Here is a 14453-nt window from a genome sequence, read left to right on the forward strand (position 1 = left end):
TCAGACAGCTCTATCATGAGGGAAAGAAAGAGACCGAGGTGTTTGATGAAGGAAATTCTTGATGAAATTATTGAAAGACTATCGATTTTTCATGATATGTATACGTTTATCAGGATAATAGACCCTATTAATAAGAAATCTTATGTGAAACAGAAAGAAGAAGCTGAATATCAGTTTGTGGAAGGGCACTGTTATGATTTCTGGAAGAAGGGAAGACAGTGTGCCAACTGTTTGTCCAGGAGAACGTTAAAGACGAATAAATACGCTTTTAAGCTAGAGATGAAGGAGGAAAGGCTGTTTCTTATACAGACTTATCCTGTTGAGCTTAATAACAATCATTATATTATAGAGATGCTAAAGGATGTTACGGATCAGGGAATGTTTATTAATGAGAAAGCTGATGAGTATCAGGAATTATCGGGGTATATTAAAAATCTGAATTCAAAAATCATTGAAGATCAGGTGACCGAAATTTATAACAGAAGATTTTTGGAGGAACAACTTCCTATTGATTTAGAAAGAGCAAAAGCTAATGCTGATTCGCTGGCGGTTATAATCGTAGATGTGGACAGATTTAAGCAGATAAATGACACCCAGGGACATCCTGCCGGTGACAGCATCTTAAAACAACTTTCCTCTATCTTTAAGGATTCCATAAGAGCCTCTTCGGACTGGATAGCAAGGTATGGAGGGGATGAATTTATTATACTTTTATATCATGTAACAGAAGACCAGGTGATTAAGATAACGGAGGAATTCAGAAGGCAGGTTGAAGAAGCGGAATTTTATTACGAGGATAAGGAACTGCATTTTACCTGTAGTTTCGGTGTCTGTCTTGTAAATGGCGGTGATTATGACTATAACAGAATTATAGGTATAGCAGATGAAAGCCTTTATGAAGCAAAACGAAATGGAAAAAATAAAGTTGTTATCAGAACAGACAATGGAGTTCCTAATGATACGGTAAATTTTATTTGACAGTTTATCTGAAGTATGGTAACATACTTTCAACTTAAAAACAAAAGGCTGAGAAGAGAAATAGTATATTTCATTTATGTTTCAGAGAGAGGATGGTTGGTGTGAATCCTTACAGACATGAGGTAGAAGCAGTCTCGGAGCTGTGAACCGAAGGGATTATGATTAATCCGCAGTAGACTTCAACGGAATTCCACCGTTATAAGGAAAAAGTATCGGATGACGATTATTCCATATCCCGTACTGATGAGTGCAGAATAACCCTGAATTTAGGTGGTAACACGGACTGAATAGTTCGCCCTAAGCTGATTTTTATCAGCTTGGGGCTTTTTTTGTTTTTAAGGATTAAATCAAAGAAAGGAGATACGCTATGACTGCAAGTGAATTACGAAGACTGTATGTCAGATTTTTTGAGGAAAGGGGGCATAAGGAGATCGCGTCAGCTTCACTTTTGCCGGATAACGATCCTACCGTGTTATTTACCACAGCGGGAATGCATCCTTTGGTACCTTACCTTTTAGGAGAAAAACACCCGGAGGGTAAAAGGCTTGTTAATGTACAGAAATGTGTGAGAACCGGAGATATTGACGAGGTGGGAGATGCTACTCATCTGACATTTTTTGAGATGCTTGGTAACTGGTCCCTTGGAGATTATAGGAAAGAGGAATCCATCTCTATGAGCTATGATTTTCTTACTGACATACTTCATATACCATCAGACAGACTGGCTGTTACCGTTTATGAAGGGGATGAACAGGTGCCAAAAGACCAGGAAGCTGCAAGTATTTGGGTCAGAAAAGGACTTAGGAAAGAGCAGATATTCTACTATGGCAGAGAAGAGAATTGGTGGGGACCGGTTGGTGAGACGGGACCTTGCGGACCGGATACGGAAATCTTTTATGATATGGGAGTGCCTGCCTGCTCCTCTTCCTGCGGACCCAGCTGTTCCTGCGGAAAATATGTGGAGATCTGGAATAATGTGTTTATGCAGTACAATAAGAAAGCAGATGGAACTTATGAGGAATTACAGCAGAAAAATGTAGATACAGGTATGGGTTTTGAAAGAGTGCTCACAGTGCTTAATGGCTGCAGTCAGGTCTATGAGACAGAGCTTTTTATACCGGTAATATCCAAATTAAATGAGATTCTGCAGCAGGAGAAAGGAGAGTTATCCGACCGAAATCTGAAAATTGTCTGTGAGCATATACGTGCCGTAACTTTTATATTAGGAGATCCAAGGAAAATAAAGCCCTCTAATACAGAACAAGGTTACATTGTAAGAAGGCTTATAAGAAGGATTATAAGATTGTTAAAACAGGCGAAGGTAGAAAGGAATATACTGAAGGACCTGGCACAGATAATCATAGACCAATACGGTGATGTTTATGGAGAACTGGAGCGAAACAAATTGTTTATCCTGGAACAGCTTGAGAGAGAGTACGATATCTTTCATAAGACCCTGGATTCTGGATTAAAGATGGCTGAAAAATATTTCGAGGAATTAGCAGATAAGAAAGTATTAAGCGGTGAGCTGGCATTTCGTTTATATGATACCTTTGGATTTCCCATAGAGTTTACAGCAGAACTTGCCAAGGAAAAAGGGGTTATGGTTGATATGGAATCTTTTCAAGAGAAATTCCAGAAACACCAGGAAAAATCAAGACAAGGAGCTGCAGGAAGATTCAAAGGAGGGTTGTCTGAACAAAGCGAAGTAACTGCCAGACTGCATACGGCAACTCATTTATTATACGGCGCGTTGCGTAGGGTTCTTGGAAGTGAGGTAACAAGCAGAGGCAGTAATATCACTGATAAAAGATTAAGGTTTGACTTTTCCTTCCATCGAAAACTCACAGGAGAGGAGCTGAGAGCAATAACAGAGGTTGTAAATGAAGCAATATTAAGGGATATTCCTGTAAATTGTGTGGAGATGCCTCTAAAGGAAGCTTTTCAGGAGGGAGCAATAGGATTATTCGAAAATAAATATGGTGAAACGGTAAAAGTATATACCATACCGGACTATTCAAAGGAAATATGTGGAGGACCCCATGCTGGCAGGACTTCTGAGCTTAAAGCATTTCGTATCATAAAGGAAGAATCTTCTTCGTCAGGTGTTCGAAGAATAAAAGCAGTTATCGGGTAATAACTTCAACTCCCCTCCAAAGGTGTAAGCTTAGAGGGGAGTTGTTCATGAAATAAATTACTCAATTACCCCATCCCGGACTGTGATGATGCGGCCGCTGCTTTGGGCAGCCTCCGGCGAATGTGTTACCATGAGGATGGTCTGTCCGCTTTCACGGTTGATACTGCGTAACAAATGCATAATTTCCGCCCCGGTTTTACTGTCCAGATTTCCTGTGGGTTCATCTGCGAATAGAATCTCAGGTTCTCCAATCAATGCACGGGCGATTGCCACACGCTGCTGCTGTCCCCCTGACAATTCCCGCGGAGTATGCTTGCGCCTGTCAGATAAACCTACTACTTCCAGGATGTAATTTAACTGTTTCTTATAATCTCTCATTTTCTTACCGTCGAGTAGCAAAGGAAGCATGATATTTTCTTCAACATTCAGATTGGGAATAAGATTATAGAATTGAAATACAAACCCTATTTTTTGACGGCGTAACCTGCTCATACTTTCATCTTTTAAGTTGGATATATCTGCTCCATTCAGATAAACACCGCCTCCGGTGGGGGTATCTAATCCACCGAGGATATAAAGCAAAGTACTTTTTCCGGAGCCGGAGGGTCCCATGATAGACACAAATTCTCCTTGCATGACCTGTAAGGATACATCCTCCAATACCTTTGTGGTGGTATTACCAATCCTGAAATTTTTAACAATATGTTTGCCTTCTACGGCAATAGTGCCAACATATGATTTCATCAGTTATTTCTCCTTCTCTATGCATCAAATTTAATTTCTTCTATCAGATTCATACGGCGGGTTTTAAAAATTGGAACAACAGAACCTAACAGGGTAATCAGTATTCCTGCTGCGCCGGACAGTAGAAATATTTTTATACTAAGTTTTGGCACCATTGAGATTTTGGGTCCGGCAACCAGAAAAATCGTTTTAATTTCCAGGTATGAGACAAATAAGGCTATTACTGCACCGATTAGTCCCGAAGAAAAACCCTCAATCAATGTCATTTTTACATTCTGGCGATTGCTTAATCCAACAGCTTTATACATGGCGATTGCTCGGCGTTTTTGCATATAATTAATCAGTAGATTATTGATAACACCTACTGTTGCCAATAGCAAAATAAAGTAGGTCATACTATGCATGGGCTGTAAAAAAGCGCCAACAGTGGAAAGGGCATCTGTGTTAAATTCCTCCACTGTGCGGCTCCAATTCCATCTGTCACCAAATAAATCACGGATCTGTACCATGATTGCATCCGGGTCAGCGGCAGTATAGCCTAAGAAACCATAGGTGGTCCTATTGAAATCAGACATTGCATATGCAGAAGGAATGATTGCTTCTACGTCTGTTGCCCTTGATTTGAAACTGCCGACAATAACATAAGGGGCAGTTTCAGCGCTTTTTGAAAGGGTAAGTGTATCTCCAACAGAAAAGCCTGTTCTTTCCAGACAGCTTTCGCTTAATATTAACGACCGCTTCTTCTGAAAGGCAGAAACAGACTGTTCCTGCATACTGCTTTTCGTATAGTTGAGTGCCAGCAATGAGTTATACCATTCCAGATTGTCTGTTGCTTCCAGCCGTGAAAATGTAACACCATTCCCTTTAACCTCATTTTTAAACACAAAAAGTGGCAGTACCTTTTGAATTCCATCCATGCTTTTAACCTGTTCTACAAAATTCATATCCATTTCTCCGTCAGCAAAGCCTTGTAATTCTGCACCATTGAATACGTCACTGATATAGGTGGTAACAAAACTACCTACGGTGCTGATTGCTATGACTGCTGAAATGCTGATAAAAAGTAATGTAATGTTCTGGGTAATATTTTTATTATCCTGTATATTCCGGGCGGCGAGTCTGCCTTCATTTTTAAATAGAAGGCCATATAAGAATTCCAGCCCTTTAGAAATTAGATTGGTTATGAGAGGGATGACTAGTATTGTGGAGAATAGCAGTCCCAACAAGGATAAACCACCTGCCAGATACAACATCTTGCCTGAAACCATCTTCGGAAGAATGATAGAAAACAGAAACAGGACAAGACCGGTTCCAAGGATAAAGTTGTGCGGAATATGTTTTTCCTCTACAGTTCCAAGCAAGACATCCTTAATTGGCAGACGGCTTGCCCGCCGTACCGGAAGCCACGCACTTAACAGAGAGGCCACAACAGCTACCGCTACAGAAATCAGGATACTTAAAGGTGAAATAACAACAGGAATTTTGATGCCTTGTGACATCGTCTGTCCCATACCCTGTAAAATCAACTTCAACACAAAAACACCTGCCGGAATACCAATTAAACCGCCTATGCTGCCATATAGCAGGCTTTCCAGAATAAGAATACGGGTAACTGTTGTTTTTGTCGCTCCAATGCTGCGAAAGGTACCGATTACTGGTAAACGGTCTAAGGTAATCACCTTGTAACTACTATAAATAATAAAGACGCTGATTGTCAGGGAAAAAAAGCTGATAAGGAAGAAGGGCATGGATTTTTGCCTTGCATCGGCTGTAATTTGTACTTCATTAACAATTTGGGTTACCTGATAATCGCCTTCAGGAAGTGACTTCTTCAGCTCATTTATCAAAAGGCTTGTTGAAACCTCTTTGGCAGGGCTTACTAAAATTTCACTGTACCTCTCCGTTTGCTTTAAAAGTTTGGACAAAGTAGGCAGGGGTATGAGGGCTGTTGCACCTCTTGTATGCCTTAAAAAGACAGTATCATAAGCTGCAATTTCTGCAACCTTAAGACTGACAGGGATTCCACCTATTTGCAAAGTAATGGTATCGCCTTGTTCAATTCCATATTTTGAAGTAAATCTTTCCGGCAGAATGACTTTATTACCAGTGAAGTCATGGATTTCACCGCCATTTAACAAACGAGGTTTGTTGATTTGATTAAGCTGGGAGAGGTCGGCAGCTATCAGATCAACCGTTTCATAATATCCGTTTTCATGATATAAGGAACGCTCTGAGAGTACACCGACACATTCTCCGATAGACGGTATATCGGGTATTATACTGATATCAAGGATGCTCTTATTACCCGCTGCAGTAATAGAAACCGTAGCTTTTCCGGCCATACCCTGTGCCATTTTACGTTGTGCATTTTCGTAGGAGGAACTAATGGAAAAAGATACAAACAGCAATGTGGTGGAAAGGACTATCGATAGCAGCATTACGACTGTCCTAGGTTTATGTTCTTTTAGATTTGTTAAAATATATTTTATTATTATTTTCAAAAAACACCTGCTTTCTGGTGGAGACTGTTTAGGCTAAGCCTTCTCCAATTTTTTGATATATGGTATTTGTTATGAAATGAATATGTTTTTTTATTCTCACCTCCAGACATAGAACCAAGAGCCTGCCTTGTCAGATTCCAGAGCTGTGTCATGCTGCTACGAAAGTGACAATCCTCCTGTGGTATGTCATGTGATTAACGCCTGGCAGGGACTTTTTATGAAATAGAACACACTTTCTTCGTAATACATAAAAAAGGTTGGCAGTTATCATAATTACATGATATACTGTCAACCTTAATCTTTTTTTCAGGCAACCTTAATTAACCTTAATTTAACGAGAAGTGTATTGAGAAGTTGGTCCCAACACCCGGTATGCTGGATACGGAAATTGTACCTCCGTGAAGCTCGACGATGCTTTTGGTAATGGCAAGTCCCAAACCTGTTCCTTCCGGCTTATGCTCTGTATTGGTTCCGCGATAATAACGCTGGAAGAGTAAAGCGGTTTCTTCCCCGGTCATACCCTTACCATTGTCAGACACATCAATCTGAATTGAGGTATCGGAAACCAAAACCAACAAGAGAATCTCGGTATTTTCATCACCATGAACAAATGCATTGATGATTAAATTATGAAATGCTCTTGACAAAAGCATATGGTCAAAAGAATATATAATCTTATCTGCGGCAGTCTGAAAATGAATAGTACGGTTTTCAAATTCTGGATTGTTTAAAATATCTATGACCAATTCTTTTAAAAAGCGAATTAAATTATCTTCCTGCCGATTCAGAGGAAGCATGTCATTTTCCAATTGATAGGTCAATTTCAAATCGTTAATCAGAGCTTCCATATAGGCAGCATTTTTTAATATAACCCGTGCATACCGTTCAAGCTGTTCCTTTGTTTTGGTATCATTGTCCTGTAGTATTTCAGCATAACCTTTAATAGGAGATAGTGGTGTTTTTAGATCATGGGTAATATTTGTAATCCATTCTTCGCGGATTTTTTCTGTCTGCTCCCGAAGTCGGTCACTTGCTTTAATTTCTTTATCCAAAGTGTCAAGGCTGTTATAGAGGTCTCTAAAAGCACCGCCTATCGGAAGTGGATGATAGCTTCGTGCTGCGATTTCTCTGATGGACCCTGTCAAGCGGGTCATGGTTTGCACTGTCCAGAATCCATAAGCAATTCCTGATAACAGAACAACGGTAAATAGTATTCCCACAATGAGCAGGACGATTGTTTTCCCGCCGGTAAATTTCTCTCCGTTTAAATGCATGGTTACTTTTGTGATTTTCATAGGGAAATGGAGAATGTAAAAATAGTCATTCATCAGATGGTTAATCGTACCGATAAAGGAAGTGGTTTCGCTGCCTTTTATTTGTCCTGTTTGGGAAAGATACAAGAGCTCGGCGTTGGAATAACTATCCTCAGCCTGTTCAGGCTTTTGATAATTAAAAATCTCAACACCCGAAGGTGCTAAAATCTGCAGGCCAATGTCGTTTTCATATAATAGTTCAATTCCGCTTTGCTTGACCTTAGCGGTATCATCCACAAAAATTATTTGTGACCGGAAATCTTCTGTAAAGGATATCGGCCAATCACTTTTTACAATGGAACCTTTTGATGTTTTTGTGGTAACCAATGAATAAAAAAGAACAATGGCTGTGATAAGCACCCCAAGCAGGGATAAGAAGAAAATAAGGTAAATATGATAAATTGTGCGGTATCCGGATTTTCTCATCTATTCGATCCTTTTCTTCAGCTTATAACCCAATCCTTTTATCGTAACAAGCTGTTGCGGGTTTGAAGGAGCATCTTCAATCTTTTCACGTATATGTCGGATATGAACCATTATGGTATTGTCACAAATGCTGCTGCATTCCCCCCAGACCTGTTCATACAAGCGTTCTTTACTGATGACTTTATCTGTATTTTCCATCAAATAAGCTAATAGCAAATATTCACGTCCAGTCAGACTAATTTCCAGTCCCTCCTTATATACCCTGCAGCTTTCCCTGTCAAGAGAAAGAGGGCCGACCGTCAGGATTTCACGGCCTATAATACTGGGTATAGTATGGTACTGTTGGCGGCGTAGCTGTGCTTTGATACGAAAAACAACTTCCCTGGGGCTGAAGGGTTTGGTTATGTAATCATCACCACCACAGGAAAGACCGAGAATTTTATCAATATCATCATTTTTAGAAGATAGAAACAGGATGGAGCAATAGGAAAATTCTCTGATTTTTTTGCATACCTCCAAGCCATCAAGGTCTGGGAGCATTATATCCAATACTACAGCGTCAGGTTGGAATTCCCGGCAAACCTGTAATGCCTCTAACCCCGTAGCTGCTGTCTGTATATTTGTAAAACCATCTCGCTGTAATACTTCCTGTATTAGCTCGACAATGTCCTTATCATCATCTACCAATAAAATTTTACTATTTATTCTTATCACCTGCCTTCTGTTTTTCTTTTCTTTATCGTTGCGGAATATTTCTTAGGGTAGCAGCTCATAAACAGTAAAGAAAAATATGGATATTTATGTGGTTAAAACAATTATATACGGTCATACCTATAATATCAATAAAGATGACCTCTGTACCTTAAGTATTTTTTGAATTATTGATTAGCAATTTATTTGTCTGTCTTGTGATAAAATATGATTATGGAGAGAAAGAGATCATAAATTGGCTCAACCTCTCTGTGATGTAAAGAAAAGAAAGGGCAGGTAAGTTAAATGACAAATCTAAAAATAAAAGAACTATTAAAAAATTGGAATATCGAAGGAAATCTCACTTGGATAAACAACAATTCCTGGGATGTTTCAGATAGCTACATCATCAAGTGCTATAATAAGCAGGAAGAATTAGAACGTAGTATTGTGTTGCTGGGAGCTTTAAAAGAGCATGGAATGCCTGTAGCGGAAATAGTTCCTCTAAAAGAAGGGGAGAACTATCTGGAGAGAGAGGGCGTATATTATCTGTTGACACGGAAGTTGCCGGGCAGCAGCATTGTAAACTTAAGGGAAGAGCCTGAGCAGATATATGGCCGGATGGGTAAAGTAATAGGAAAGCTTCATATTGCTCTGAGGGAATTGGAAGCGTTTCTGGATTTTTGGGATAACAGCCTTCTATTTGAGATGAAAGGTTGGATACCGGAAACCTTAAGGAAAGCTGACTGGAAATATATTGGAAGTGAAGCTTATGAGGAAACAGTCAATAACTTGGGGGCCATTTATGAGGAGTTGCCAAGGCAGCTCATCCACAGGGATGTACATTTTGGGAACTTCTTGTTTGAACAGGGTGAATTTACCGGTTATATAGATTTTGACCTGAGCCAGAAGAATATCCGTATATTTGATATCGCATATTTTCTTTTGGGACTTCTCTGTGATGAAAATCATTACGGAGCAGATAGAGAAAAGTGGTTTGATCTGGTTGCATGGGTAATAAGAGGGTATGAAGAGTCAATACCTTTAGAAGAAGTAGAAAAGACGTACCTTAATACCGTTATGGAAAGTATTGAGCTTTTATTTACAGCTTACTTTCTTTCTGTAAAGGAGGACAGACTGGCAGAGGATTCAGTTCAGCTTTTTTATTTTATAAAGAGAAACGCCAATAAAATAAGAGAGAAAGCTCTTGACTCTGACATTATGTAAGGATTTATAATGAAACAAAAACGAGGTGTTGCTGTATGGCATTTGATTACAAAAAAGAATATAAAGAATTTTATCTGCCCTCTAAGAAACCGGAAATCGTTGAAGTTCCACCTATGAACTTTCTTGCAGTCAGAGGAAGCGGTGATCCCAATGCTGAAGAAGGAGAGTATAAGAGAGCTATCAATCTTTTATATGGAATTGCTTATACCTTAAAAATGAGTTATAAGACAAGCTATAAAATTCAGGGTTTTTTTGAATATGTGGTACCGCCTCTGGAGGGATTTTGGTGGCTGGAAGGCATAAAGGGAATGGACTATACCCAAAAAGATAGATTTCACTGGATATCAATTGTTCGTCTTCCGGAGTTTATTGGAAAAGAGGATTTTGAATGGGCATTAAAGGAAGCGTCAAGAAAGAAGAAAGAGGATTTCTCTAAAGTCGAGTTCCTGCAGTATGACGAGGGTTTATGTGTACAATGTATGCATGTGGGGCCATTTGATGAGGAACCGGCAACGGTTGAAGTGATGGATGAATTCATTAAGGCTGAAGGCTATCTGAATGATATAACGGATACAAGGTATCATCATGAGATTTACTTAAGTGATTTTCGCAAATGTTCTCCTGAGAAACGAAAAACAGTCATTCGTCATCCGATCAAAAAGGACCGGTAAAAGACCGTTCTGGGATAAAAGACCCGTCGATTTTGTAGAAAAACTTTCTAAAAAGTCGAAAAAGTTCATAATTCAATTGCTCAATACGCTGGTCTTACGGAAAATATTGACTTTTTAAGAAAATACTGAGTCATTTAGAAGAAATTGTATCCTTCCGTTTGGCTAAACTTTTGTTTGCTATTAATTATATAATAACAGCAGAATTATGGTGTATTTTGGTATATAATTTGAATTGCAAAAATATGTGAAATATAGTACAATTAGCCTATATTTTATAAGGGCAAACTTATCGAAAGATAGGGACGCAAAGCTTAGGGTCTAAATCTGTTAGCAGATATGACAGCCAGTTGCACTAAATATGATATTTTGCGGTCTAAGCTCGTTATAAATACGGGCTTTTTTTGCGTTTAAAGTATTGCATAGGTGGTTTTTGTGATTTTACAAAGATAAAATATGCCTTGATCTGCAAGGAAATTCCGTTTTTAGATGCTGACTTAGGGGAAGCAATTTAAGAAATGGTGCTTGCTAAAAAGAAACGGGTTTCATTTCGCTCATAACGGAGGTATAGAAGTATGAAAAATCTGAATAGTGATAATGTACTCCAAAAAGGGATACCCAAATTAAGCAATACGGTAGGGATATCACTTGGGATAGCATTATTGTCTGGGCTTGTTATGGCATTAATTATTGCTGTAAAAGATATGGAGGAGCTGTATGCCTCTTTAAAGGCGTCAGGGCTTTTATTTCTTTACTTTCTGTTATTGTTCTCCCTTGTTGTAAGCTTTGCGGGCAGTCTTATCTGCTATGGCAGAATCAAGCAATCCACTGCGGAGATTGCACATATAACCAATAGTGTCCATGCAGGCTTTATTAATTTTGTTCTGGAGCCGGGTTATCAGATTACCTATGCCAATTCCAAGTTCTATCAAATAATCGGCTATCAGAAGACAGAAGTAGTAAAAAAATATAACAATTGTTTTATGAGTTTTGTACAGGAAGAAGATCAGCAAAAGATTACTGAACTAATAGACAAATTCTTTCATGGTTCCTATATTCAAACGGAAATAAGAATGTTCACAGCAAAAAGAAATATCATAAATGTTCTTCTAAATGGAAATTTCATATTGGATAAAGACGGGAATAAGACCCTTTCAGCTGTTTTTGTTGACGTAACCGGATTAAAGGAGATGCAGAACAAACTTCTGATGGAAGAGGAAAGATATCGTATTGCGGCAGAAATATCCAATGATATATTGTTCGAATACAAAGTGGACAAGGACCTTATGGTATTTGCGGATAAATATAAAGAGGTTTACGGAAGGAATCCTGTAATCGAGAACTTTACACAGGTTGATATTTATAAGTCAGAGATGGTTCATCCTGAGGATTACCAGGATCTAAAAATGTTTGCCCGTCTATTGCCCAGCGGTAAGGAGATGATGGAGGCAGAATTTCGGATCAAGAATGCCGGCAATGAATACATATGGTGCCATATCCGAGGCAAGACCATTTATGGTGACAAGAAAGAAGCAGTCAGTGTTATTGGTAAGGTGGTAAATATCGATCTGCATAAAAAAGAGCTTCAAAAGCTTGAATATAAAGCCAAACGAGATCTGCTTACCGGTGTGTACAATAAAATTACGACAAAAGAAATGATTGAGGATTTTCTGAAAAGAAAAAACAATCAAAACCACATACTCATGATGATAGACATTGATGACTTTAAGCATGTAAATGACAATTACGGTCATTTGGCTGGAGACAATATTCTGGTATTTCTGATTGATAAGATCAAGAGGATATTTGCCGGAGATATTATCGGGCGAATAGGTGGAGATGAATTCCTGGTCTTCATAGGAAATATATCGAATAAGGATAGTGTAATTGTTAAAGCAAAGAATCTGCTGCAAGCCCTCAGTTCGGTATATGTGGTAGATGGGCAGGAGGTCACGGTTTCCGGAAGCATCGGAATATCTATGTATCCGGAAGATGGCACCACTTATACAGAGTTGATCCATTGTGCTGATAAAGCTCTATATACCGTAAAGGATGAGGGCAAGGGCAGTTATAAGTTATTCAGATAACAGAGGTTATCTTATAACGGATGTCATTCAGTTTATGGATGTATCATCTGGCTAACAGATGTCATTTACAAATCCTATCGCTATTTATGTAATGGTTATTGAAAATCTTCTGATTTGATAACATTCGCAAGATACATAAGAAGCAGGCTGGCGCAGGTCATTAGGATACATAAGAGCAGTACGGACTTAAGACTTTGACTTGCGGTTGGTAAGCGCAGATAGAACTGATAGGTCAGATAGCTGCACAAAGCAATAATTATACCGGGTTTTGCAATAACATCCGTTGCCTGAAAAGGAGGACGGATGTATTTTATTACAAGAAAGGTTCCAATAAGAGTCATGACCAGCTGGCTTATAAGCAGACTGATAAGATATCCATTGATACCCTGAACAGGTACTGCGAATATTATTATGATTATCCGAACCACCAGTCCAATGACAGAGCCGGCAAAGGTAAGGCTTACCCGTCCGAGTCCGTTGATGATGCTGGTAAGCGTGGTCGCTATATATAGGAAGGGACACAGCCAGGCAAGAATTACAAGAAAATTACCCGCTGTTGTGTTGTGATAAACCAAAGTCCCTAACTCTTTGCCGAATGTAATGAATACGGCGGTACTCATAATGCCGATCAGCAGGCTGTATTTGATGGTGATGGAAGAGGTTCTTTTAATAAGGGAATCATTACCGGAGGACTGAGCTTCTGATATAGTCGGCAACAGCAATACCGATAAGGAGTTGGTAATGGCTGAGGGAAAAAGAATAAAGGGGACAGACATTCCGTTTAAAATTCCAAAGATACTTAAGGCTTCTTCGTTGCTTAATCCATATTTTTTCAACATGGAGGGAATCAAGATTGCTTCAATGCTATGGAGAATACTTAAAAGAAGCCGGTTGGCAGTCAGAGGGACGCTCATTTTAACAAGACTGGTGGTAAGTCCATCTCCTTTTGTCTTCATGTAATCATTTCCGCCTTTGGCCATCTCTTCAAAAGAGGAGGATAGATGCCTTAAATTTCTTGAAGTCTTGCCAAGGAACATAGAGCCTACATTATAGAGCTGTGAAGCAATTTCACCGAATACGATTCCAAGAACCGCAAGGTCACAGGTTACCTTAAGATCACCACCTCCGGCTGATGCAGCGATGAAGTATACAGCACATACTCTGACAAGCTGCTCTAGCAGTTGTGTGACGGCCGGTATTGCTGCTTTTTTCAGTCCGTAATAATACCCATTGATACAAGAGGTTATAGCGCAGAAAGGAAAGCTGATAGCCAGGATTCGAAGTGAAGAGGCAGTGCTTTCTTCTCTTAGAATATGTATTGCCAGAAAAGATGCATAGCGATATGTCAAAAAGGAAAGGATAAGTGCCAGACCAACGGATAACAATCCGCCTCTTCGCAGTATTTTCATAATTCCTGGGTATCTTTGCTTACCAAGTTCATTGGCAACCAGAGTAGATATGGCAGTCTGAATTCCGGAAGCAAATATTGTGAAGCATATACCATAAATAGGGAAAACCAGCTGGTATACTCCAAGTGCTTCGGCACCCATGGCGTTGGACAGAAAAATACGGTAGAAAAACCCCACAATTCGGGTTAGAAAGCTGGCAAAAGTAAGAACAAGGGTACCTTTAATCAGACTACTTTTGTTTTTTGTCATAAATGAATAACCTTTAACTTGTTT

Annotated in this window: 10 protein-coding genes, 1 riboswitch and 1 other annotated feature; of the genes, 5 read left to right on the forward strand and 5 right to left on the reverse strand. The window is 39.2% G+C overall.

Going from position 1 to position 14453, the window contains the following annotated elements:
* Positions 1–45 precede the first annotated feature (45 nt).
* Positions 46–978, forward strand: a complete 933-nt coding sequence (locus tag R2R35_RS23630; RefSeq protein WP_317734853.1) for a GGDEF domain-containing protein — start codon at positions 46–48, stop codon at positions 976–978.
* A 41-nt stretch (positions 979–1019) separates the two neighbouring features.
* Positions 1020–1281: a binding site (T-box leader), on the forward strand.
* A 64-nt stretch (positions 1282–1345) separates the two neighbouring features.
* A complete protein-coding gene (locus tag R2R35_RS23635) occupies positions 1346–3115 on the forward strand; it encodes an alanine--tRNA ligase (RefSeq protein WP_317732298.1) in 1770 nt (589 codons plus the stop codon).
* A gap of 57 nt (positions 3116–3172) precedes the next feature.
* Here the strand turns inward: R2R35_RS23635 and R2R35_RS23640 are convergent, their stop codons facing one another.
* From R2R35_RS23640 to R2R35_RS23655, 4 genes are all read right to left on the reverse strand, one after another.
* Positions 3173–3859 carry an ABC transporter ATP-binding protein gene (locus R2R35_RS23640; RefSeq protein ID WP_317732299.1) on the reverse strand — a complete coding sequence of 229 codons (687 nt, stop codon included), beginning with the start codon at positions 3857–3859 and terminating at the stop codon, positions 3173–3175.
* A gap of 17 nt (positions 3860–3876) precedes the next feature.
* Positions 3877–6360 (reverse strand): ABC transporter permease, encoded by a 2484-nt coding sequence (locus tag R2R35_RS23645; RefSeq protein ID WP_317732300.1) that lies wholly within the window; start codon positions 6358–6360, stop codon positions 3877–3879.
* 326 nt (positions 6361–6686) lie between these two features.
* Positions 6687–8099 carry a sensor histidine kinase gene (locus R2R35_RS23650; RefSeq protein WP_317732301.1) on the reverse strand — a complete coding sequence of 471 codons (1413 nt, stop codon included), beginning with the start codon at positions 8097–8099 and terminating at the stop codon, positions 6687–6689.
* Entirely contained in the window at positions 8100–8804 is a 705-nt protein-coding gene (locus R2R35_RS23655; protein WP_442872306.1) for a response regulator transcription factor, read from the reverse strand.
* A gap of 291 nt (positions 8805–9095) precedes the next feature.
* Here R2R35_RS23655 and R2R35_RS23660 point away from each other — a divergent pair, with 291 nt between their 5' ends.
* The 3 genes from R2R35_RS23660 to R2R35_RS23670 all read left to right on the forward strand — a co-directional run bounded on the left by R2R35_RS23660 (position 9096) and on the right by R2R35_RS23670 (position 12771).
* Positions 9096–10016, forward strand: coding sequence for a phosphotransferase enzyme family protein (locus R2R35_RS23660; RefSeq protein ID WP_317732302.1), 921 nt, complete (start codon positions 9096–9098; stop codon positions 10014–10016).
* A 35-nt stretch (positions 10017–10051) separates the two neighbouring features.
* Positions 10052–10687 carry a GyrI-like domain-containing protein gene (locus R2R35_RS23665; RefSeq protein ID WP_317732303.1) on the forward strand — a complete coding sequence of 212 codons (636 nt, stop codon included), beginning with the start codon at positions 10052–10054 and terminating at the stop codon, positions 10685–10687.
* A 269-nt stretch (positions 10688–10956) separates the two neighbouring features.
* A riboswitch (cyclic di-GMP riboswitch) is annotated at positions 10957–11042 on the forward strand.
* Between the two features lie 217 nt (positions 11043–11259).
* Complete coding sequence (locus tag R2R35_RS23670) at positions 11260–12771, forward strand: sensor domain-containing diguanylate cyclase (RefSeq protein ID WP_317732304.1); 1512 nt, start codon at positions 11260–11262, stop codon at positions 12769–12771.
* Positions 12772–12866: 95 nt separating this feature from the next.
* Here the strand turns inward: R2R35_RS23670 and R2R35_RS23675 are convergent, their stop codons facing one another.
* Positions 12867–14429 (reverse strand): putative polysaccharide biosynthesis protein, encoded by a 1563-nt coding sequence (locus R2R35_RS23675; RefSeq protein ID WP_317732305.1) that lies wholly within the window; start codon positions 14427–14429, stop codon positions 12867–12869.
* Positions 14430–14453: the final 24 nt, after the last annotated feature.

The organism is Anaerocolumna sp. AGMB13020, assembly GCF_033100115.1.
GTDB lineage: Bacteria > Bacillota > Clostridia > Lachnospirales > Lachnospiraceae > Anaerocolumna.

Excerpts from the sequence above, each read along its gene's own strand:
- R2R35_RS23640 (WP_317732299.1), bottom strand. The coding sequence starts at position 3,859 with ATGAAATCATATGTTGGCACTATTGCCGTAGAAGGCAAACATATTGTT.
- R2R35_RS23630 (WP_317734853.1), top strand. The coding sequence starts at position 46 with ATGAAGGAAATTCTTGATGAAATTATTGAAAGACTATCGATTTTTCAT.
- R2R35_RS23650 (WP_317732301.1), bottom strand. The coding sequence starts at position 8,099 with ATGAGAAAATCCGGATACCGCACAATTTATCATATTTACCTTATTTTC.
- R2R35_RS23670 (WP_317732304.1), top strand. The coding sequence starts at position 11,260 with ATGAAAAATCTGAATAGTGATAATGTACTCCAAAAAGGGATACCCAAA.
- R2R35_RS23665 (WP_317732303.1), top strand. The coding sequence starts at position 10,052 with ATGGCATTTGATTACAAAAAAGAATATAAAGAATTTTATCTGCCCTCT.
- R2R35_RS23660 (WP_317732302.1), top strand. The coding sequence starts at position 9,096 with ATGACAAATCTAAAAATAAAAGAACTATTAAAAAATTGGAATATCGAA.
- R2R35_RS23675 (WP_317732305.1), bottom strand. The coding sequence starts at position 14,429 with ATGACAAAAAACAAAAGTAGTCTGATTAAAGGTACCCTTGTTCTTACT.
- R2R35_RS23635 (WP_317732298.1), top strand. The coding sequence starts at position 1,346 with ATGACTGCAAGTGAATTACGAAGACTGTATGTCAGATTTTTTGAGGAA.